This window comes from Streptomyces sp. NPDC054975 (assembly GCF_053609105.1).
The window spans coordinates 18,898-38,419 of the sequence record NZ_JBSGWV010000008.1; the positions used below are offsets into that span (position 1 = coordinate 18,898).

Genomic DNA, 19,522 nt, shown 5'->3' on the forward strand with positions numbered 1-19,522 from the left:
GAAGCCGCCGCCCCCACCATCCGGGGACGGCGGTTTCGTCGTCCTCGGCCTCTTCGGCTTCTTCGGTGTGTGATCTGTCTGGTCAGTTGCGGGACCCGGCGTTACCTTCCCGCGCATGAGCGAGACACCGGCACCCGTCCCTTCGCCCGTACCCGTCGAGCAGCTCCATGTCGCGATGCCTCCCGTGCACGACACCGTCGAGGAGGAGCGGGCGTACCGCAGGCGGAGACTCGCGGGCGCACTGCGGCTCTTCGGACGGTTCGGGTACGAGGAGGGCGTCTCCGGTCATGTGACGGTCCGGGACCCCCAGTACGCCGACTGCTTCTGGGTGAACCCCTTCGGCGCCCCCTTCGCCGAGGTGACCGCGAGCGACCTCGTCCTGGTCAACGGGGACGGGCAGGTCGTGCGGGGCGGCGCGCACGTCAACCAGGCCGCCTTCGCCGTCCACGCCGAGGTGCACCGGGCGCGGCCCGACGTCGTCGCCGTCGCGCACAGCCACTCCCTGTACGGGCGGGCGCTCGCCGCCCTCGGCGAGCTGATCGAGCCGATCACGCAGGAGGCCTGCGCCTTCTACCAGGACCATGCCCTCTACGACGCGTACACCGGTGTCGCCGTCGACCGCGCGGAGGGGCGGCGGATCGCCACCGCCCTCGGCCCGTACAAGGGGATCGTGCTGCGCAACCACGGCCTGCTGACCGTCGGGACCTCGGTCGACGCGGCCGCCTGGTGGTTCATCGCCATGGAGCGGTGCGCCCAGGTCCAGCTGACCGCGCGGGCGGCGGGCAAACCGGTGCCGATCGGGCACAAGGAGGCGGTCGCCACCCGCGAGCAGCTCGGCACCGACCTCGCCGCCTGGGTCAACTACCAGCCGCTGTGGAGGGGGATCAGCCGCGCGGAGCCCGAACTCCTGTCGTAAGACGGCGCCCTCAGCTCTCTTTACGTCCTTTACGTCAATGTGATGACGGTTCAATCACCCCCGCGCGGGGCGCTCGGAGCGGGCCGGAGGCTTTTCGGTGCGGCACAATTCCCCATACTCAAGGGTCAGTTGACGGACGGGGTCAGTTGACGGACGGTCGACGGACGGATGGGGAAGTGAACGCCGTGGCGGTGCAAGAGGCGAGACAGTGCCATGACCACGCGGGGTGTGCGGAGAGCGGGCGCGCGGGTCACCGGCGTGCGGTCGCCGCCTTCCTCGCCCGGCGGGACGAACTCGCCGTCGGCGAGGGCGTGCCCGCCGCCGTCGCGCACTCGCCCGGTGCCTCGCGGCAGTGGGTCTCCGACGCACTCGCCCAGTCGGCCCGCGCGGTCACGGCGCGCGGGCACGGCGCGGGGGAGGCCTGGCTGCGGCGGGTCCGGTACGCGACCCTTGGCGTCGTCTGGGGCGGGGTCGTCGCCCTGCTCCTCGGGCAGGCGCTCACCGCGATCGGCGCCGGCTGGACCGGGGCGCGCACGGCCGGCCTTGTCGCCGCGCTCGCGCTCGCCGTCCCCCTCACCGTCGCCGCCCATGCGCACCAGGCGCGCGGCGGGGCCCTCGCCCCCCTGATCGGCGAGGACAACCGGCTCTCCACCTCCCGCGCGGTCGCCGCCGGCTGGCTGCTCCTCGCCGTCTACGGCGTGCTCTTCCTCGCCCTGCGCCTGGTCACCGGCGACGCCGACCGCGTCGGCCTCGGGATCCGCCACGGCGCAGGACTGCTCACCGTCTTCGCGCTGACGGCGGCCGTCGCCGTCGCCGCCCGCCGGATCGTGTGGGGGCGGGTGGTCGGGCAGCGGATGCAGAAGGTGCGCGCCGACCGGCCACGCGCCGCCGACCTGCTCTGCGACGACAACGGCCGCGCCACCCTGACCGACGTCGCCTACGTCCTGACCTCCGGCGCCGCCCTCGTGCTCGCCGCCGTGCGGCTCGGGCGCGCCCCCGACCGGCTGCCCGCGGTGCCCTGGAGCCTCGTGCTCCTCGTCGCCGTCGCGGCGGCCTGCTACCTCGCCGCCCTCTGCACCCAGGGTGGCCGGCCCACGATCCTCTCCGTCGTCCGCTCACGCGAGGCCGGTGACCTGGACGCCCCGATCCGCACGGGCGACGACATCGAGATCCGGGGGGCGGGGTTCGTACCGGCAGGGGCATGGAGCCCGGACGCGTTGACCCGGCTGGTCGTGCGCGTCGGCACCGTCCACGCCCACGTCCCCCTGGTCCCCGTCCCGGGCGGTTTCGCCAACCCCACGGACTCGGCCCTGACCGTCCCGCTCCCCGTGGACGTGGAGCCGGGGCGGGTCGAGGTGTGGGTGGTGACGGCCTCGGGCGTGGAGACCAATCGGGTCACCATCGACGTCGTCGACTGAACCTTCTCGGCGTTGCCCACGTATCCAGACTGAGGGGGTCCGGGGACAATCGGTTCTGCGGGCCGTGGCGTGGAGAGGCAGGCCGACGATGTCACAGCGCAACGAGAGAACGTCCGGAGTGTCCCGGGGGTCCAGGGTGTCCGGGGCTTCGGGCGGGACCGGCCGGGTCGCCGCCTGGAAGGAGACCGCGTCGCGGTACGCGCTGCTGCCGTTGCGCGTATTCCTCGGGGTCACCTTCATCTACGCCGGGCTCGACAAGCTCACCGACTCCGCCTTCATGTCCGACACCGGCAGCGGGTCGATCGGCGAGATGATGCGGGGCGTCCGGGACGGCTCGGCCATCCCCGCCCTCGTCGACCTGGCGCTCAAGAGCCCCGTCGGCTTCGGCCACGCCATCGCCATCGGCGAGCTGGCTGTCGGCATCGGGACCCTCCTGGGCCTGTTCGCCCGGGTGGCCGCGCTCGGCGGAGCGCTGATCTCCCTGAGCCTCTGGCTGACGGTCAGCTGGCAGACCAACCCGTACTACTACGGGAACGACCTGGCCTATCTCATGGCCTGGCTCCCGCTCGTGCTCGCCGGGGCCTCGTACTTCTCGCTCGACGCCCTGCTCGCCGAACGACGACGCACCCGGTAGGCGACCCAGGTCGCGAGGGCGGCCAGGCCCAGTCCGCCGCAGAGGACCGGGACGACCTCGTACCAGGGGATCTCCCAGGTCTTCGCGGCGTCCCCCGCGTACATCACGCCGAGGGCGAGGGCGGTCGCGCCGGCGATCAGCCGGCCGGGTCGGAACTCATGAAGCAGCACGGGTGACCTCCACCTGTCCGAGACCGATCTCCAACGAGAGGTTCACCGTCCCGCCGGGCGTGGTGCCCGCCTCCGGGGGCAGCGTCCGGCTCTCGTCGAGGTCGGGCGCGATGTCGATGTCCTCGGGGCGCTGCTGCGGCAGCTGCACATCGCCCAGGCCCACCTGGGCCCGCAGCTTCACCGTGACGTTCTTCGGCACGACCACCTCCAGCTTTCCGGCGCCGACCTCCGCCTCGGTGTCGACCGTGGTGCCCGCCGGGACGGCGAGCGTGGACAGGTCGAGCGTGCCGACGCCCGTGCCCAGTTCGTACCGGGGCTGGACGGCGGCGACCGACGCCGGTTTCCACGTCGTACGGACCCACTCCGTGGAGATCTCCTTGGGCAGCGCCGCCGCCACCGCGAGCAGGCCCGCCGTGACCACCGTCAGGAAGATCGTGCCGAACCCGGTCCGCCCGAGGAAGCTGCTGACCACCAGCCCCAGGCCGAACACCACCAGCGCGGCGACCAGGCCGATCTGCAGGCTCGTGCCGAACGGCTGGGTCTCCCAGGACAGTCCCGTGCCGAGGCCGCCCGCGAGCAGCGCGAGGAGGAAGACCGGGCCACCGATGGAGCGCGGGCCGCGCGGGGCTCTGGATGCCTCCGGGCGCCGCTCGGCCGCCGACTCGTCCGTGCCCCACTGGCTGCCGGGCACCGGGACCTCGCCGTTCGGGAGCCGGCCGTCCGCGTCCGCGCCGTGCGGGCCCCAGAGATAGCCGACGGCGATCTTCCCCGTCGAGCCGTCCTTGACTATGGGGTCCTTCCACCAGGACGGGAACTCCACCAGCGGCGGAGCCTTCGCCTCCGGCGGGGCGTCCGCGACGGCGGCCGCCGCGCCCGCGTCCCCTCGGCCCTCAGCGTCGCCGGAGGAGACCTGCGCACGCCGCTGGGACCAGACCGCCGCGCCGCACACCGCTATCGACAGCATCATCGCGAACGCGAGCATCCCGCCGTTGTGCAGCATCGACAGGAAGACGCCGCAGCCCACCAGGGCCATCAGCACGGCCGCGAGCGCGGACCCGGTGACCCGGCCGGAGAGCAGTCTGCGGCCTTCGTTCTCCTCCTGGTCCGCGACCGGGATGAGCAGCCACGCGAATCCGTAGAAGATCAGCCCGAGCCCGCCGGTCACGGACAGCACGCCGATCGCGATACGGAAGATCACCGGATCCAGGTCGAAGTGCCGGCCGAGGCCACCGCACACCCCGGCCACGACCCGGTGCTGCCGCGAGCGGCGCAGGAGTGCGACGGGTGAGGCCTCCGCCGGCGGCGGGGCCTCGTGCGAAGAAGGCGTCGAACTCGTCATGCGTCCATGGTGACCGCCACCGCCCCGCCGCGGCACCGGGATCGACCCTGGCCCGACCCTGATATTCCGGGGCCCCTCCACCCTGAGAGGTTCCGCAGGGCTGCCTCCTAGGGGCGATCTCAGGGACCGACCCTGATGTGCCGCCCGGGCCGGACGTGTGACGATCGGTGCATGCCAGCAACCGCCCGCGTCACAGAGACCGACGAACCGCCCGTGCGCAAGCTCTACCGGAGCGCCGACGGACGGTGGCTCGGCGGTGTCGCACGCGGCCTCGCGGGACATCTCGGACTGCCCGTGGTCTGGGTCCGCGTGCTGTTCGTCGTCCTGCTCCTCGCGGACGGCCTCGGCGCACTGCTGTACGCGGTGTTCTGGATCGTCGTGCCGCTCGGTGTCGGCGGCCGCAGAGCGCCCCGGCCGGTCTTCGAGACCACCCCGGACGGCCGGCGCCGACTGCGCAAGCCCGACCGGGGCCAGGTCTTCGCGCTGATCGCGCTCGGCGTCGGGGCCGCCATCTTCGCGGGCAACATCGACTGGGGAAACCGGACGGACCGCTATGTCTGGCCCATCCTCCTCATCGGCGTCGGCGTGGTCCTCGTCTGGCGTCAGGCGGACAACGCCCGGCGGGCCAGCTGGACCGAGGCCGGCCGCCGCCGGCGCGCACTGCAGCTCGCCCGGGGGTTCGCGGGCGTCGCCCTCGTCGGCATGGGGCTGACCGTCTTCATGGTGGTCCGGGGCTCGGCGGCCCAGCTGGGCACGGCGCTGACCGCGGCGATAGCCGTCCTCACCGGCATAGCCCTGCTCGCCGGGCCGTGGCTGGTCCGGATGTCGCAGGACCTCTCCGAGGAGCGGACCATGCGCATCCGCGCGCAGGAGCGTGCCGAGGTGGCGGCCCATGTCCACGACTCCGTCCTGCACACGCTCACGCTGATCCAGCGCAACGCGGACGAGCCGGGCGAGGTGCGTCGGCTCGCCCGGGCGCAGGAGCGGGAGTTGCGGAACTGGCTGTACAAGCCGGAGGGCACCGGCAAGGACGAGAGCGAGGAGCCCGAGACCCTGGCGGAGGCGGTCAAGCGGGCCGCCGCCGAGGTCGAGGACAAGCACGGAGTCCCTCTGGAGGTCGTCGTCGTGGGCGACTGCCCGCTCGACGAGAAGCTGGCCGCACAGATGCAGGCCGCGCGCGAGGCGATGGTCAACGCCGCGAAGTACGGTGGCGAGGGCGGGGCCGTTCAGGTCTACGCGGAGGTCGAGGGCCGTACGGTCTTCGTCTCCGTGCGGGACCGGGGGCCCGGCTTCGACCTCGACGCGGTGCCCGACGACCGGATGGGCGTACGAGAATCGATCATCGGCCGGATGCAGCGCAACGGCGGTTCGGCCCGGCTGCGGTCCGTGCCGGGCGGGGGCACCGAAGTGGAGCTTGAGATGGAGAGGGCGGACGGATGAGCGACGAGACCGGGACCGGGACGACGGCGGCACCGAGCACGGAGCGTCGGGTGCGGGTCGTGCTCGTCGACGACCACCGGATGTTCCGTACGGGTGTGCAGGCCGAGATCGGCCGGACCGACGTCACCGGTGTCGAGGTGGTCGGCGAGGCCGCCGATGTCGACCAGGCGGTCACGGTGATCACCGCGACCCGTCCCGAGGTCGTCCTGCTCGACGTGCACCTGCCGGGCGGCGGCGGGGTGGAGGTGCTGCGGCGCTGCGCGAACCTGATGGCGGCGAGCGAGGACCCGGTCCGGTTCCTGGCCCTCTCCGTCTCGGACGCGGCGGAGGACGTGATCGGGGTGATCCGGGGCGGCGCCCGCGGCTACGTGACGAAGACGATCACGGGCACGGATCTGGTCGACTCGATCTTCCGCGTCCAGGAGGGCGACGCGGTGTTCTCGCCCAGGCTCGCCGGCTTCGTGCTGGACGCCTTCGCCTCCACCGACGCCCCGCCGGTGGACGAGGACCTGGACCGGTTGACCCAGCGCGAGCGCGAGGTGCTGCGGCTGATCGCCCGCGGCTACGCCTACAAGGAGATCGCCAAGCAGCTCTACATCTCCGTGAAGACGGTCGAGTCCCATGTCTCGGCGGTCCTGCGGAAGCTCCAGCTCTCCAACCGGCACGAGCTGACGCGCTGGGCGACCGCCCGCCGACTGGTCTGAGGGACTCGCGCCGGCTCGGGGGCGCCCATCCGCGTCGCGCCCGAGCTTCGCCCCCCGCGGGCCACCTCACGCGGGTCACCCGCCGCGTGTCGCCCCACCCGGTCGCCCCCCCCGCGCGTCACCCCACCCGGGTGGCCCCCGCGAAGGGCATCTCGTCGATCGGGGCGACCCGCACCGGCGCGCCCGGCCGGGGCGCGTGGATCATCTGGCCGCCGCCGACGTACAGCCCGACGTGACTGATGCCGGAGTAGAAGAACACCAGGTCGCCCGGGGCCAGTTCGGAGCGGGAGACCCGCTGCCCCGCGTTGATCTGCGTGTACGTCGTCCGGGGCAGCGACACCCCGGCCGCGCGCCAGGCGGCCTGCGTCAGCCCCGAGCAGTCGTACGCCGACGGCCCCGTGGCGCCCCACACGTACGGCTTGCCGATCTGGTCCCGGGCGAAGGAGATCGCCTGCGCGGCGCGGCTGTTCGGCGCCGTGACCGGGCCGCGCGGCGCCGAGCCCCGGTCGGCCCGGCTCCCGGCCGTGTCCGAGGCGGCCTGAGAGCCACCGGAGTCGCCCCGCCCCGAGCCGGATGCCGCCGCCTCGTACCGCGCCCGCTCCTCTGCGGTCAGCCGGGCCAGCAGCGAGCGCGCCTGCGCGAGCTTGCCCTGCACGGCCGCCTTCTGCTGCCGCAGATCGGCCTCGTGCCCGCGCAGTTCGATCAGCCGCCTGTCCGCCTCGGCCCGCAGCTGGCGGATGCCGGTGAGTTCACGCCGTACGGACGTGATCGCCGCCGCCTGCCGCTCTCCGGCCTTCTCGGCGATGGCGGCGCGCGCCAGGTACTGCTCCGGGTCGGAGCTGAGCGCGAGCCGCACGGCGGGGTCCAGGCCGCCGGAGCGGTACTGCGCGGCGGCGATGGAACCGAGCCCGTTGCGCGCGGTGTTGAGCCGATCGGTCCTGCGGGCCGACTCGTCCCGCAGCCGGTCGAGGGCGCCGCGCGCCGCGTCCGCCTTCTCCTTGGCGCCGTTGTACTTCTCGGTGGCCACCTCGGCCTCCTGGTACAGCCGGTCCACCTTCGCCTTGACCTGAGCGGGGGTGAGCCGGGGCTCGGCGTGCCCGGAGCCCTCGAAGACGGTCGCCGTCGCCGCCGAGGCGAGGGCGAACGTGGCGGCGGTCCGCGCCGCCTGGCCACCGAGGGCGGAGTGCTTGGGCTTCCGGTGCGCTGCCACGAGGGCGGGTCACATCCTCTCCCTGAGGGGGTCGATGCCCACCGGGTCCGGCGGTGGACCGCACAGGGGAGACGGCCCACCGCCGGATTTCTCGGCGGGGGCGGCCGACTGCCGCCGGACGGACCGACGGTGGTGGGGAGCCGGCCACCTGGAGGAGGACGCTAAACCTGACCCTCGGGCGGCGGCGGGGAGTTGACCGCTATTGGCGCCAGTTGACGCTTGGGGACCGTTCCCGTCCGGCCGTCGCGACGGGAGGACGCCGCATTCCGACGCGGGCGTGACCGAAGAGCCCGACGAGCTGGACCCGGCCGAACGCAGGTGCTATGCCCCGGTTAGGCTCCGCCCCATGGACGTCCTCATCAATGTCTTCGTCGCCCTGCACATCATCGGAATCGCCTCCCTGCTCGGCGGATTCCTCACGCAGATGAAGGCCATGGGAGCGGGTACGGCCCGCTTCAGCCCCGCCATGCTGCACGGCGCGCTCACGATGCTGATCACCGGCGTCGCACTGGTCGGCCTCAACCAGGCGGACGACCAGACGGTCAACAACGTGAAAATCGGCATCAAGATGGCCGTCCTGGTCGTCATCCTCGCCCTGGTCTACGTGAAGCGGGACGAGGAGACGGTCGACAAGGGCCTCTTCGGCGCCGTGGGCGGCCTGACGGTCGCGAACATCTTCATCGCGACCCTCTGGACCTGACGGAACCGGTTCAGGCCGGGCGCACGCTGCCGTAGATCGGCATGTAGTAGATCGACTCCTCGCGCACGTTCGCGCCCGGCTTCGGCGCGTGGATCATCTTCCCGCCGCCGATGTACAGGCCGACGTGGCTGATGTCGTCGTAGAAGAAGACGAGGTCGCCGGGGAGGAGATCGGCCGTCGCGACCCGCGTCCCCACCTTCACCTGGTCCCAGGTGGTCCGGGGCAGGTCGACGCCCGCGGCCTTCCAGGCGCCCTGCGTCAGGCCCGAGCAGTCGTACGAACTCGGGCCCGTCGCGCCCCACACGTAGGGCTTGCCGATCTGGGCCCGGGCGAAGGCCAGCGCCTTCTCCGCCTTCGCCGCGTACGTCGAGCCGCCGTCCGCGGGCGGCGGGGGCGGATCGGCGGGCTGGGTGGGCTGCGTCTGCCGGGCCTCCTCCTGCCTGCGCCGCTCGGCCTCCTCCGCCTTCGCCCGCGCCTCGGCCTCCGCCTTCGCCCGCGCCTCCGCCTTGCGCCGCGCCTCGGCCTCCCGCTTGCGCTCCAGCTCCGCCAGCCGCTTCTTCTCCTCGGCCGTCAGCCGGTCCAGCAACGTCCGGGCCTCGCCCAGCTTGCGCTGCACGGTCTCCTTGGTGGTGCGCAGCGTCGCCTGCGACTCGGTCAGGGCGTCCAGGCTCTTCGTCGCCTCCGCGCGCTGCTTCGCCGCCGCGACGCGCTTGCCCTCGTACTCCGCCACCGCGCCGCGCTGCCGCTCGGAGAGCCGGTCCATGAGGTGGGTCTGGTCGAAGTACGACTGCGGGCTGTCCGCGAAGATCAGCGCGGCGGTCGGGCCGACGGCCCCCGCCCGGTACTGCGCCGCCGCGTACGAGCCGAGTGCCCGCCGCGACTCGTTGATCTCCTCCGTGCGCCGGGCCACGTCGTCGAGCAGGCCGTCGACCTTGCGGCGCTGTTCGTCGGTGGACTCCTTGGCGCGGTTGTACTGCTGCGTCGCCGTGCCGGCCTGCCGGTAGAGGTCGTCGACCTTCTTCTGGACCTCCTCCACCGTGGGCTTCGGCGGGGCGGCGGGCGCGGCCTGGGCACTCTGCGTGGTCAGCAGGGTGACTCCGGCGAGGGCGGCCGTCGTGACCCCGACGGCGGGGGAGTGCGAACGTGTGGTGCGCGGCTTGCGATGGGACGCCAAGACCGGCATCTCCTTCCGTGGCCGCCGAGAGGGACGACCGGCGTTTCAACTGCCCGGAGGCAGGCCGGGTTCGGCGTGAGCGGCCCGCTCGGCGCGTTTCGCCGCCGGAGGGGACGGGCTGCCTGGGCGAGCACGCTAGCCAACCCGCGGTGCGGGTGGGAAGGCCGATGTTCGATATGCCCGATACATTTTCGTGACCTGAAGCGGACTGTCACCGTCCGTGATATACCGGTCACTTCAGGAGGTGGCAGCGGGCTGTCAGTGCGGCGGCCTAGACTCGATAGGCGATGAGCAGCCTCTTTGACGACAGCTTCCTGGCGAGCCTCCAGAACCACTCCTCGGAGGAGCCTCCGCCCCCGCCCGAGGACGACGAGCACCACGCCCACGGCGTCCCGGCCGCGGAGGAGGTCCCGCACGACCTCTTCGAGGGGCGCTTCGACGCGCCGCCGGTCCGGGACACGCACTACCGCGACGGAGCCCCCCGCCCCGTCGTGGACGCCGCCGCGCTCCTGCACGGGCTGAACGAGCAGCAGCGCGCCGCCGTCGTCCACACCGGCTCCCCGCTGCTCATCGTCGCGGGCGCCGGCTCCGGCAAGACCCGGGTGCTCACCCACCGCATCGCCCACCTCCTGGCCACCCGGCACGTCCACCCCGGCCAGATACTGGCGATCACCTTCACCAACAAGGCCGCCGGCGAGATGAAGGAGCGCGTCGAGCACCTCGTGGGCCCGCGCGCCAACGCCATGTGGGTCATGACCTTCCACAGCGCGTGCGTCCGCATCCTGCGCCGCGAGAGCAAGAGGCTCGGCTTCACGTCGTCCTTCTCGATCTACGACGCCGCCGACTCCAAGCGCCTGATGGCGCTGGTCTGCCGCGACCTGGACCTCGACCCGAAGAAGTTTCCGCCGAAGTCCTTCAACGCCAAGATCTCGAACCTGAAGAACGAGCTGATCGACGAGGAGACCTTCGCCGACCAGGCCGCCGACGGCTTCGAGAAGACGCTCGCCGAGGCGTACCGGATGTACCAGGCGCGGCTGCGCGAGGCCAATGCCCTGGACTTCGACGACATCATCATGACGACGGTCCACCTGCTCCAGGCCTTCCCGGACGTCGCCGAGCACTACCGCCGCCGCTTCCGCCACGTCCTCGTCGACGAGTACCAGGACACCAACCACGCCCAGTACACCCTCGTACGGGAACTGGTCGGCACCGGGTACGAGGACCTGGACCCGGCCGAGCTGTGCGTCGTCGGTGACGCGGACCAGTCGATCTACGCCTTCCGTGGCGCGACCATCCGCAACATCCTCCAGTTCGAGGAGGACTACCCGAACGCGACGACGATCCTCCTGGAGCAGAACTACCGCTCCACGCAGACGATCCTCTCCGCCGCCAACGCCGTCATCGAGCGCAACGAGTCCCGCCGCCCCAAGAACCTGTGGACGAACGCGGGCGCGGGCGCGCAGATCACCGGCTACGTCGCCGACACCGAGCACGACGAGGCCCAGTTCGTCGCCGACGAGATCGACCGGCTCACGGACGCGGGCGACGCCAAGGCCGGCGACGTCGCCGTCTTCTACCGGACCAACGCCCAGTCCCGTGTCTTCGAAGAGATCTTCATCCGCGTCGGCCTGCCCTACAAGGTCGTCGGTGGCGTGCGCTTCTACGAGCGCAAGGAGGTCCGCGACGTCCTCGCCTACCTGCGCGTCCTCGCCAACCCCGAGGACAACGTCCCGCTGCGCCGCATTCTGAACGTGCCCAAGCGCGGCATCGGCGAGCGCGCCGAGGCGATGATCGACGCCCTCTCCCTCCGGGAGAAGATCACCTTCCCGCAGGCGCTGAAGCGGGTCGACGAGGCGTACGGCATGGCGGCGCGCTCCGCGAACGCGGTCAAGCGCTTCAACACCCTCATGGAGGAGCTCCGCACGATCGTGGACTCCGGCGCCGGTCCGGCCGTCGTCCTCGAAGCCGTCCTGGAGCGGACCGGGTACCTCGCCGAGCTGCAGGCCTCCACCGACCCGCAGGACGAGACCCGCATCGAGAACCTCCAGGAACTGGCCGCCGTGGCCCTGGAGTTCGAGCAGGAGCGCGGTGAGGACGAGACCGGTACCCTGGCCGAGTTCCTGGAGAAGGTCGCGCTCGTCGCCGACTCCGACCAGATCCCCGACGAGGACGAGGAGGGGTCGGGCGTCATCACGCTGATGACCCTGCACACCGCCAAGGGCCTCGAATTCCCGGTGGTCTTCCTGACCGGCATGGAGGACGGCGTCTTCCCGCACATGCGCGCCCTCGGCCAGGCCAAGGAGCTGGAGGAGGAGCGGCGGCTCGCGTACGTGGGCATCACGCGCGCCCGCGAGCGGCTGTATCTGACGCGATCCTCGATGCGCAGCGCCTGGGGCCAGCCTTCGTACAACCCGGCGTCGCGCTTCCTGGAGGAGATCCCGCCGACGTATCTGGAGTGGAAGCGGACCGGCCCGATGGTCAAGCCCGCCGGGCCGACCTCGGGGATCACCTCCTCGCTCTCCTCCTCCCTCTCGCGCTCGGGCCCCTCGGGCTTCGCCACCCGCCGCACCAGCGACAAGCCGGTCATCGCGCTCCAGGTCGGCGACCGGGTCACGCACGACCAGTTCGGCCTCGGCACGGTCATGCAGGTCACGGGCGCCGGCGCCGACGCGCAGGCGACCATCGACTTCGGCGACGAGAAGCCCAAGCGGCTGCTGCTGCGGTACGCGCCGGTCGAGAAGCTGTAGCGGTACGCATGCGAGAGGGGCCCCGGCTTCGGCCGGGGCCCCTCTCGCTTCGTCGCTACGACAGGCGTCAGCCCGTCGGGCTGAGGCCGTGGCTGCGCAGCCATGCCTCGGGGTCGATCGCCGCGCCGCCGCCCGGGCGGACCTCGAAGTGGAGGTGCGGACCGGTGGAGTTGCCCGAGTTGCCCGAGTACGCGATGACGTCGCCGGCCTGGACCTTGCCCGAGCGGATCTTGGTGCTGCTCAGGTGGCAGTACCAGGTCTCGGTGCCGTCCGGCGCGGTCACGATCGCCATGTTGCCGTAGGCGGAGTTGTACTGGGTGCGGACGGTGCCGTCGGTCGCGGCCATCACCTTCGTGCCGTACTGCACGGGGAAGTCGATACCGGTGTGCACGGACATCCAGTTGACGCCCGCCTGGCCGTAGCTCGCGCTGAGCTGGTGCAGCTTCACCGGCAGCGCGAACTTGGGACGCAGCGCCTCCTTGCGGGCCGCCTCCTCCTCGCGCTTCTTCCGCTCCGCCTCCTGGCGGGCCTTGAGGTCGATGCGCTCCTGGGTGCGGCTGGCGCGGTCACCGAAGTCGCGGGCGTCGGCGCTCAGCGCGGCGAGCTGGGTGTCCAGCTTGTTGTTGGCGGCGACCGGCTTCACCGAGGCGGGGTCGGCGGCGGCGAGCGCCGTCGTGTCGTCCTTCGTACCGGCGGCCGGGTCCGTCAGGCCGCTGACCGAGGCGGCGGCGATCCCGGCAACGCCCATGACGCAGGCGGACGGGACGGCGACGGTCAGCAGCGCGGAGCGCTTGGCGGGCGTACGGCGCCGGCCTCGGCTGCCACCGGAGGAGCGGCGCACGGGGCGGCCGGCGGTGGCGGCGGACGCGGCGGTGGAGCCGGCGGCCTGCTCCGGGACGGCCGGGGTCTCCGTGAGGATCTCCATGGCCGCTTCGTCGTGGTCGTGCGCGTAGGTGTAGTCGTGCTCGTAGCCCTGCTCGTACGTGGACTCGCCCGCGTAGGCGGTCTCCGCGTACGCGGCCTCGTCGTACGTGCTCTCCTCGTACGCGGCGGTCTGCTCGGCCTGCGGCTCGGGGACGAACTCGTACTCGTAGTCAGGGGTGTACTGCTGCGGAACGACGGGCTCGGCGACCAGGACATCCTGCTGCGGCGCGGCGTAGTTCCAGGCGGTGGCGTCGTACGTCCCCGTCTCGAAGGCGGGGGTCGTCCACTGGCCCGTGGTGTCGTACGAGGTGAGGTGCGCGGTCTCGTACTGACCGGTCTGCTGCGCCTCGTTCCAGGCGGAGGCGTCCCACTGGCCGGTCGTGTCGTACGCGGTGGTGTCGTACTGACCGGTGGTGCCGTACGCGGCGGTGTCCCACTGCTGCGTGCCGTTCCACTGCGTGCTGTCGTACTGGCCGCTGTGACCGGCGTCGTAACCGCCCGGGAGGGTGCCGAAGAGCGGGTCGGTGGCGAAGCTGCCGGTGCTGTGGGCGCCGTCTCCGACGTACCCGGCGTGGGGGTGCTGGTCGTTCACCAACTTCTCTCTCGCCTCGGCGGCAGAACCAGTCCGGGGCGATCCCGATGAGGGTGTCCCGGGGTAAAGCAGTGGCGCGACTGTACCCGGCGGTATACGCAAGCGACAATCTTCCGAGGGTTTTGGGTCCACAGGAAACGGGCAATCGGCCGTGTTTCGGTGGCCTCGGGGGAGAGCTTTGGCTCTGTGTTCGAGGAACGTTCGAAGAACAGGCGCCTTCTGGCGGGTCGTCAGGCGTCGAGGATTCGCCTGCGGCTCACGCCACGGAGGCCGCTCCGGGCTCGGACGCTTCCGCGTCGTCGGCGTCGAGCGCCGCGCGGATTCCCGCCGCCACCGTCGGGTGCACCGGCAGGGCGAGATGGCCGATGCCGCTGACCCGTACGTTGTGCACCCGCAGATCCGGATGGTCCAGACGGGCCGTCTCCACCGGGACCATCACCTGGTCCAGGTCGCTCCAGAAGCTGACGCAGCGCGTCCGGCAGCCGGGGGCGGGCTCGGCGAGCTCCTGGAGCACGTCCGAACCGGGGCGCATCTGGCGTACGAGGGGATGGGCGCCGGCCCAGGGGGCGGCGGTGGTGCCGGCGTGCGGGGTGCCGAGCATGACGAGCGTGCGCACCCGTGCGTCACCGCCCAGGCGCTGTACGTAATAGCGGGCGATGAGGCCGCCCAGGCTGTGCCCGACGATGTCGACCTCGCGGTGGCCGGTCCGGGCGCGGAGCTCTTCGATGTGGCGGCCGAGGAGCGCGGCGGCGGCGCGGAGGTCGCAGGTGAGCGGAGAGTAGTTGAACGACTCGACCCGGTGACGGCCGTTGCGGAGGAGGGAGCGGCGCAGCAGGACGAAGACGGAGCGGTTGTCGACGAAGCCGTGGAGAAGGACGACGGGCCGCCCTGTGCCCGGCCTGGGGCCCGCGCCGTCCTCGCCGGGCGTGTCGTCGGCGAGGCGCTCGGCGACCATCCCGGAGGGGTAGAGGAACAGGTGGCCGGTGAGGATCGCCAGCTCGAGGGCGTTTGCCTTCAGCGCAGTGGTGACCTTCGTGAGCCTGGTGAGCTCCATCGGCGACCTCCCGAACGGCAGGCGGGCGCCGAACGGCATGCGGTGTGCAGTACGTCCGGACCGGCGGCTGCGGCCCGGACGTACTGCTACCCCGTAGCGGCTCCCTTGCGCACGGCCCTTTGCGGCTGGTGGGCCCAGGGGGAGGGCCCGGGAGGGTCCTGCGCAGAGCGAACATGTCCCATGTGTGATTTCCCCCTCGGAGCCCTCCGCGAAACGGCGGGGTGCGGGATGCTGGCGATAACGTTCGTTCACTTCCCCGGGGCAATGAAGCGCGGGGGTCGCATGTGGAGGCTGAGATGGGTGTGACCGGTCCGATCCGCGTGGTGGTGGCCAAGCCGGGTCTCGACGGCCACGATCGTGGGGCCAAGGTGATCGCGCGGGCGCTGCGCGACGCCGGTATGGAGGTCATCTACACGGGGCTGCACCAGACGCCCGAGCAGATCGTGGACACGGCGATCCAGGAGGACGCCGACGCGATCGGCCTGTCGATCCTCTCGGGAGCGCACAACACGCTGTTCGTGAAGGTCCTGGAGCTGCTGAAGGAGCGCGACGCGGAGGACATCAAGGTCTTCGGCGGCGGGATCATCCCGGAGGCGGACATCGCGCCGCTGAAGGAGAAGGGCGTGGCGGAGATCTTCACGCCCGGCGCGACGACGACATCCATCGTCGAATGGGTGAACGCGAACGTCCGCGTCGCCGCCTAGGGGCCCGGCCTGATCCACAGGGCACCCCTGGCCCGCGCCGCGGGCTCCGGGACCGGCGGCTGCCTCACCCGCCGGTCCGGGAGCCCGCGCCGCCCTGTGCGGCCGCGTGGGGTCAGGGCTGCGGGGGCGCCAGCTCCGCCTGCATCTGGGATCTCAGGCGCAGGGTGGAGACCAGGCGCTGGAACGCCTCCGACCAGTAGCCACCCGCTCCCGGGGACGCGTCTTCCGGTTCGGCGGTGAGGGCGGTCAGGGACTCCAGTTGGGCGGCGGCCTCCGGGGAGAGGCAGCGCTCCGCGAGGCCCATCACGCCGCTGAAGCTCCACGGGTAGCTGCCCGCGTCCCGGGCGATGTCCAGCGCGTCGATCACCGCGCCGCCCAGGGGACCCGACCAGGGCACCGTGCAGACGCCGAGGAGCTGGAACGCCTCCGAGAGGCCGTGCGCAGCGATGAACGAGGCGACCCAGCGGGCCCGTTCCTCGTCCGGCAGTGTCGAGAGCAACTGCGCCCGCTCCGCGAGCGACGACGTGCCCGGGCCCGTCGCCGGCGGGACTGCCGGAGAACCGAGCAGCGCCCGCGACCAGTCGGCGTCCCGCTGGCGGACCGCCGCGCGACACCACGCCGCGTGCAGCTCGCCCTCCCAGTCGTCCGCCACCGGCAGCGCCACGATCTCCTCGGGCGAGCGCCCCCCGAACCGCGCCGGCCAGCACGACAGCGGCGCCGAGTCGACCAGCTTGCCCAGCCACCACGACCGCTCGCCCCGGCCCGTCGGCGGGGTGGCGACGACTCCGTCCCGCTGCATCCCGGCGTCGCACTCGTGCGGCGCCTCGACCACGATCGTCGCGCCGCCTTCCGTACGGTCGAGGGACACACAGGACGTCGCCCGGTCCGCCATGCGGCCGGCGAGCGCCGAGCCGGGCAGGGCGGCGAGCAGTTCGGCGGCGGTCGAGCGGACATTACGGCTGCGGTCGGACAGGGCCTCCTCCAGGAACTCCTCGTCCGCGTCGGAGAGTCCGGCCCGCAGCGAGTCCAGGAACATCAGCCGGTCCTCGGCCCGCTCCGCCGCCCAGGTGGACCGCAGCAGGGCCAGCGCGGCCGCCGGGTCCTCGGTCCGTACGGCGGTGAGCAGCGCGACCCGCTCGGCGAAAAGGCCCTCGTCCCACAGGGCCTTGACCGCCTCGCCGTCCCGGGCGTCGGGGAGCGCGGCGCCGCTTCCCGCACCGCGCAGGGCGAACTTCCAGTCCGGGTTGAGCCGGGCCAGCCACAGGCCGCGCGGCCCGGCGAGGGTGAGCGCCTGGGGCCGCAGGTCCGTGCGGGCGCGGGCGGCGTCGAGGAGAGCGGGCAGCGCGGACGCCGGGGCCCTGTAGCCGTGTGCGTTGGCGGCGGCGAGCCACTGGGGGAGCAGCTCGGCGAGGTCGGGCGCCGCGCCGCGCCGCCCGCCGGACGGTGCGGGGGCGGCGCGGCCCGCGAGGAGCTGGCCGAGCCGACGGCGGGCGGCCTCGGGCAGCGGTCTGCGGTGGTCCTCCGGTGCCGGCTCGGGTGCCGGGACGGCGGGTCCGGGCCGCAGGCCCGCCCTTCTCCGTACGGTGTGCAGAGCGGCGGCGTCGAGCAGGGCGACGGGAGCGCCGCCGGCCCCGGCGTCGGTGAGCGCGGAGCGCGCCGCGCGTGGGGCGAGCGCGGGGAGTGCGGGCGGCCTGCGGTCCGTGCCCAGCAGCGCCGACGTGACGAGTTCTTCCCAGGCGTCCATGGAGGCCTCCAGGCCGTCGTACCGATCGGGGTTCAGTGGAGCGGGACCGTCTCGCCCGGGGCGTCGGCCGACCAGGCGGCGAGCGGGGTGAACCCCCGGTGCCCGCACTCCCCGAAGACGGTCACCGGGCCGCCGCCGGAGAGTGCGGCGAGCCGCCACAGGCCGGGCCGTCCGAGCGCGGCGCCGCTCAGCGGCAGCGCCTCGCCCGGGGCGGCGTCCGGCCCCGGCGTCGCGTCGGCGAGCTGCCAGCCGTGCTCCGTCGGTATCGGGACGACGTCGGAGAGCGTCACCGGCCAGGAGTCCAGCCAGGGGTCCTCCCGCAGGGCGAGGCCGTACGCCGTGAGCGCGTCGCCGACCGTGCCGCCCCGGGGCGGGGCGTCGAGCGGCGACGGAGCGGCGAACTGCTCGCCCAGCTCCGCGCGGAGCGCCCCGGCGCCGGCGTGGAGGACGAGCGCGGCGTCGACGACCGCGCCCACGGGCAGGGCCAGTTGGGGAGCGCGACCGGCCGCGCCGAAGGAGAGGAGCAGGGCCGTGCGCCCGGTGGCGCTGCCGTGCAGCCAGACGCGGCGGGTCGTCAGCTTGCCGTCACCCGTGTCGTACTGGGCGAGGACCAGCCACTGGTCCCGCACCGAAGGGCCCTCGGCGGGCGAGGTCAGGCCCACCCGGGTCCGCACGGTCGCCGCGAGCGGGCCCGGCAGGCGGTCGACGGAGAGCCAGGCCCGGTCGAGGAGATGGGTCAGCGCGCACTCCTCCAGGAGCCGGACCGGCCAGCCGGGACCCGAGCCCGGTATCGCGCCCAACTCCCTGACCCGGCCCGCGAGCCCCGGCGCCTGGGCGTCGACCATGCGGGCCGCCGTCTCCTCCCACAAGGCGTACCCGGCGCCTTCCGCCGAGGCCAGGCCGCCGCGCAGCAGGTCGGCGAGGCGCTGCTCCAACTCCTCGGCGCCCGAGGTGATCCGGGCCGCGCGCCGCTCCGCCCTGCGCCGTGCGGCCTCGGGATCGGCGGTGGCGGCCGGCCCGCTCCCCTCCGCGGCGCCCGTGCGCGCGGCGGCGCGCTCGCGTCTGCCCGCCAGCCACGTCTCCGCCCAGTCGGGCACGTCGCCCCCCGGAGCGAAGGCCTCCGTGTCTCCGGCCCAGAGCAGCAGCAGCCCCAGCGCGTGCTTGCACGGGAACTTCCGGCTGGGACAACTGCACGCGTACGCCGGGCCCGTCGTGTCGACGACCGTCCGGTACGGCTTGCTGCCGCTGCCCCGGCACAGGCCCCAGACGGCCCCCTCTCCGCCGGTGCCCGTACCCGACCACGGACCGGCCGTGCCGAGTTTGCTTCCCGCTCTGCGCGAGGCGTCGTCAGGAGCCAGTGCCAGCACCTGATCCGTCGTCCAGCGCACCCCCTGTGTGTCCATGCCCTCGACGGTAGGGGGCGCCACTGACAACGGACTTGACCTGCGTTTTCGAAGGCGTGAGCGGGCCGCGGGAGACATTTGACTTTGCCTGCTCTTCGCGATTGTCTGCCGAGGCCGATCACAGATCTCCGCTGGGGGGACCCTTATGAAGCGCACCATCCGCACCGCCGTCGCGGCGCTCGCCGTCACCGGCCTGGCGCTCGGCCTCGGCGCCTGCTCCGAGGCCGCCGACCAGGTCGACAAGGCCGTGAACGAGACCTACGAGGTCACGTACGAGGTCACCGGCAAGGGCATCGAGTCGATCCAGTTCCACGGCGGCAGCGGTACGGCCATGGACCCGAAGCTGGAGACCGAGGCGAAGCCGACCACCCCGTGGAAGAAGACGGTGACGCTGAAGGGGATCATGCCGCCCGCCGTCATGCCCATGGCGCTCGACCCGGCCGACCTCACCTGCAAGGTCATCCACGACGGCAAGGTCATCAAGGAGGCGAAGGGCCAGGAGGCGATGGCCGGAGGCTGCGTCGCGGTCTCCCCGATCGCCGGCTGACACCCGTACGCACGGCCGCAGTTCCCCGCTGACCTGCGGTTACGGCCGACTGTCAGTGGCATGGTGCACGGTGGATCCCACATCAGGTCGAACGATCTGGAG

17 protein-coding genes are annotated in these 19,522 nt (G+C 72.8%); 9 read left to right on the forward strand and 8 right to left on the reverse strand.

Annotated elements, in window-relative coordinates; translation table 11 throughout:
- The first annotated feature begins 115 nt into the window (after positions 1–115).
- From ACWF79_RS11300 to ACWF79_RS11310, 3 genes are all read left to right on the forward strand, one after another.
- Complete coding sequence (locus ACWF79_RS11300; RefSeq protein WP_453727826.1) at positions 116–916, forward strand: class II aldolase/adducin family protein; 801 nt, start codon at positions 116–118, stop codon at positions 914–916.
- A gap of 185 nt (positions 917–1,101) precedes the next feature.
- Positions 1,102–2,334, forward strand: coding sequence for a hypothetical protein (locus tag ACWF79_RS11305; RefSeq protein WP_453727827.1), 1,233 nt, complete (start codon positions 1,102–1,104; stop codon positions 2,332–2,334).
- Positions 2,335–2,422: 88 nt separating this feature from the next.
- On the forward strand, positions 2,423–2,968 hold the full coding sequence (locus ACWF79_RS11310; RefSeq protein WP_453727828.1) for a DoxX family protein: 546 nt from the start codon (positions 2,423–2,425) through the stop codon (positions 2,966–2,968).
- On the opposite strand, the gene ACWF79_RS11315 is transcribed toward ACWF79_RS11310, so the two are convergent.
- Positions 2,878–3,138, reverse strand: a complete 261-nt coding sequence (locus ACWF79_RS11315) for a hypothetical protein (RefSeq protein WP_453727829.1) — start codon at positions 3,136–3,138, stop codon at positions 2,878–2,880. The genes ACWF79_RS11310 and ACWF79_RS11315 overlap by 91 nt on opposite strands.
- Positions 3,125–4,477 (reverse strand): PspC domain-containing protein, encoded by a 1,353-nt coding sequence (locus ACWF79_RS11320; protein ID WP_453727830.1) that lies wholly within the window; start codon positions 4,475–4,477, stop codon positions 3,125–3,127. Before ACWF79_RS11320 ends, ACWF79_RS11315 begins: the two co-directional genes overlap by 14 nt.
- A gap of 171 nt (positions 4,478–4,648) precedes the next feature.
- Here ACWF79_RS11320 and ACWF79_RS11325 point away from each other — a divergent pair, with 171 nt between their 5' ends.
- Complete coding sequence (locus ACWF79_RS11325) at positions 4,649–5,917, forward strand: PspC domain-containing protein (RefSeq protein WP_453727831.1); 1,269 nt, start codon at positions 4,649–4,651, stop codon at positions 5,915–5,917.
- Positions 5,914–6,621: a LuxR C-terminal-related transcriptional regulator gene (locus ACWF79_RS11330; RefSeq protein WP_453727832.1), complete on the forward strand. Its 708-nt coding sequence runs from the start codon at positions 5,914–5,916 to the stop codon at positions 6,619–6,621. Before ACWF79_RS11325 ends, ACWF79_RS11330 begins: the two co-directional genes overlap by 4 nt.
- Positions 6,622–6,739: 118 nt before the next feature.
- On the opposite strand, the gene ACWF79_RS11335 is transcribed toward ACWF79_RS11330, so the two are convergent.
- Positions 6,740–7,831, reverse strand: coding sequence for an NlpC/P60 family protein (locus ACWF79_RS11335; protein WP_453727833.1), 1,092 nt, complete (start codon positions 7,829–7,831; stop codon positions 6,740–6,742).
- 346 nt (positions 7,832–8,177) lie between these two features.
- Here ACWF79_RS11335 and ACWF79_RS11340 point away from each other — a divergent pair, with 346 nt between their 5' ends.
- Entirely contained in the window at positions 8,178–8,531 is a 354-nt protein-coding gene (locus ACWF79_RS11340; protein WP_453727834.1) for a hypothetical protein, read from the forward strand.
- Between the two features lie 10 nt (positions 8,532–8,541).
- Here ACWF79_RS11340 and ACWF79_RS11345 read toward each other — a convergent pair whose 3' ends face one another.
- The gene (locus tag ACWF79_RS11345) at positions 8,542–9,714 is read right to left on the reverse strand and encodes an NlpC/P60 family protein (RefSeq protein ID WP_453727835.1); all 1,173 of its coding nucleotides are present in this window, start codon (positions 9,712–9,714) and stop codon (positions 8,542–8,544) included.
- Between the two features lie 278 nt (positions 9,715–9,992).
- On the opposite strand from ACWF79_RS11345, the gene pcrA reads away from it, so the two are divergent.
- On the forward strand, positions 9,993–12,452 hold the full coding sequence (gene pcrA, locus ACWF79_RS11350; protein ID WP_453727836.1) for a DNA helicase PcrA: 2,460 nt from the start codon (positions 9,993–9,995) through the stop codon (positions 12,450–12,452).
- A 67-nt stretch (positions 12,453–12,519) separates the two neighbouring features.
- Here pcrA and ACWF79_RS11355 read toward each other — a convergent pair whose 3' ends face one another.
- Both ACWF79_RS11355 and ACWF79_RS11360 read right to left on the reverse strand, forming a co-directional pair.
- Positions 12,520–13,968, reverse strand: a complete 1,449-nt coding sequence (locus ACWF79_RS11355) for a M23 family metallopeptidase (protein ID WP_453727837.1) — start codon at positions 13,966–13,968, stop codon at positions 12,520–12,522.
- Positions 13,969–14,224: 256 nt separating this feature from the next.
- Complete coding sequence (locus tag ACWF79_RS11360) at positions 14,225–15,022, reverse strand: esterase/lipase family protein (RefSeq protein ID WP_453727838.1); 798 nt, start codon at positions 15,020–15,022, stop codon at positions 14,225–14,227.
- Positions 15,023–15,318: 296 nt separating this feature from the next.
- Here ACWF79_RS11360 and ACWF79_RS11365 point away from each other — a divergent pair, with 296 nt between their 5' ends.
- Positions 15,319–15,726: a cobalamin B12-binding domain-containing protein gene (locus ACWF79_RS11365; protein ID WP_362426411.1), complete on the forward strand. Its 408-nt coding sequence runs from the start codon at positions 15,319–15,321 to the stop codon at positions 15,724–15,726.
- A 112-nt stretch (positions 15,727–15,838) separates the two neighbouring features.
- Here ACWF79_RS11365 and ACWF79_RS11370 read toward each other — a convergent pair whose 3' ends face one another.
- Both ACWF79_RS11370 and ACWF79_RS11375 read right to left on the reverse strand, forming a co-directional pair.
- A complete protein-coding gene (locus ACWF79_RS11370) occupies positions 15,839–17,470 on the reverse strand; it encodes a DUF5691 domain-containing protein (protein WP_453727839.1) in 1,632 nt (543 codons plus the stop codon).
- A 32-nt stretch (positions 17,471–17,502) separates the two neighbouring features.
- Positions 17,503–18,873 carry an SWIM zinc finger family protein gene (locus ACWF79_RS11375; protein WP_453727840.1) on the reverse strand — a complete coding sequence of 457 codons (1,371 nt, stop codon included), beginning with the start codon at positions 18,871–18,873 and terminating at the stop codon, positions 17,503–17,505.
- A 145-nt stretch (positions 18,874–19,018) separates the two neighbouring features.
- On the opposite strand from ACWF79_RS11375, the gene ACWF79_RS11380 reads away from it, so the two are divergent.
- On the forward strand, positions 19,019–19,420 hold the full coding sequence (locus ACWF79_RS11380) for a hypothetical protein (protein ID WP_453727841.1): 402 nt from the start codon (positions 19,019–19,021) through the stop codon (positions 19,418–19,420).
- Positions 19,421–19,522: the final 102 nt, after the last annotated feature.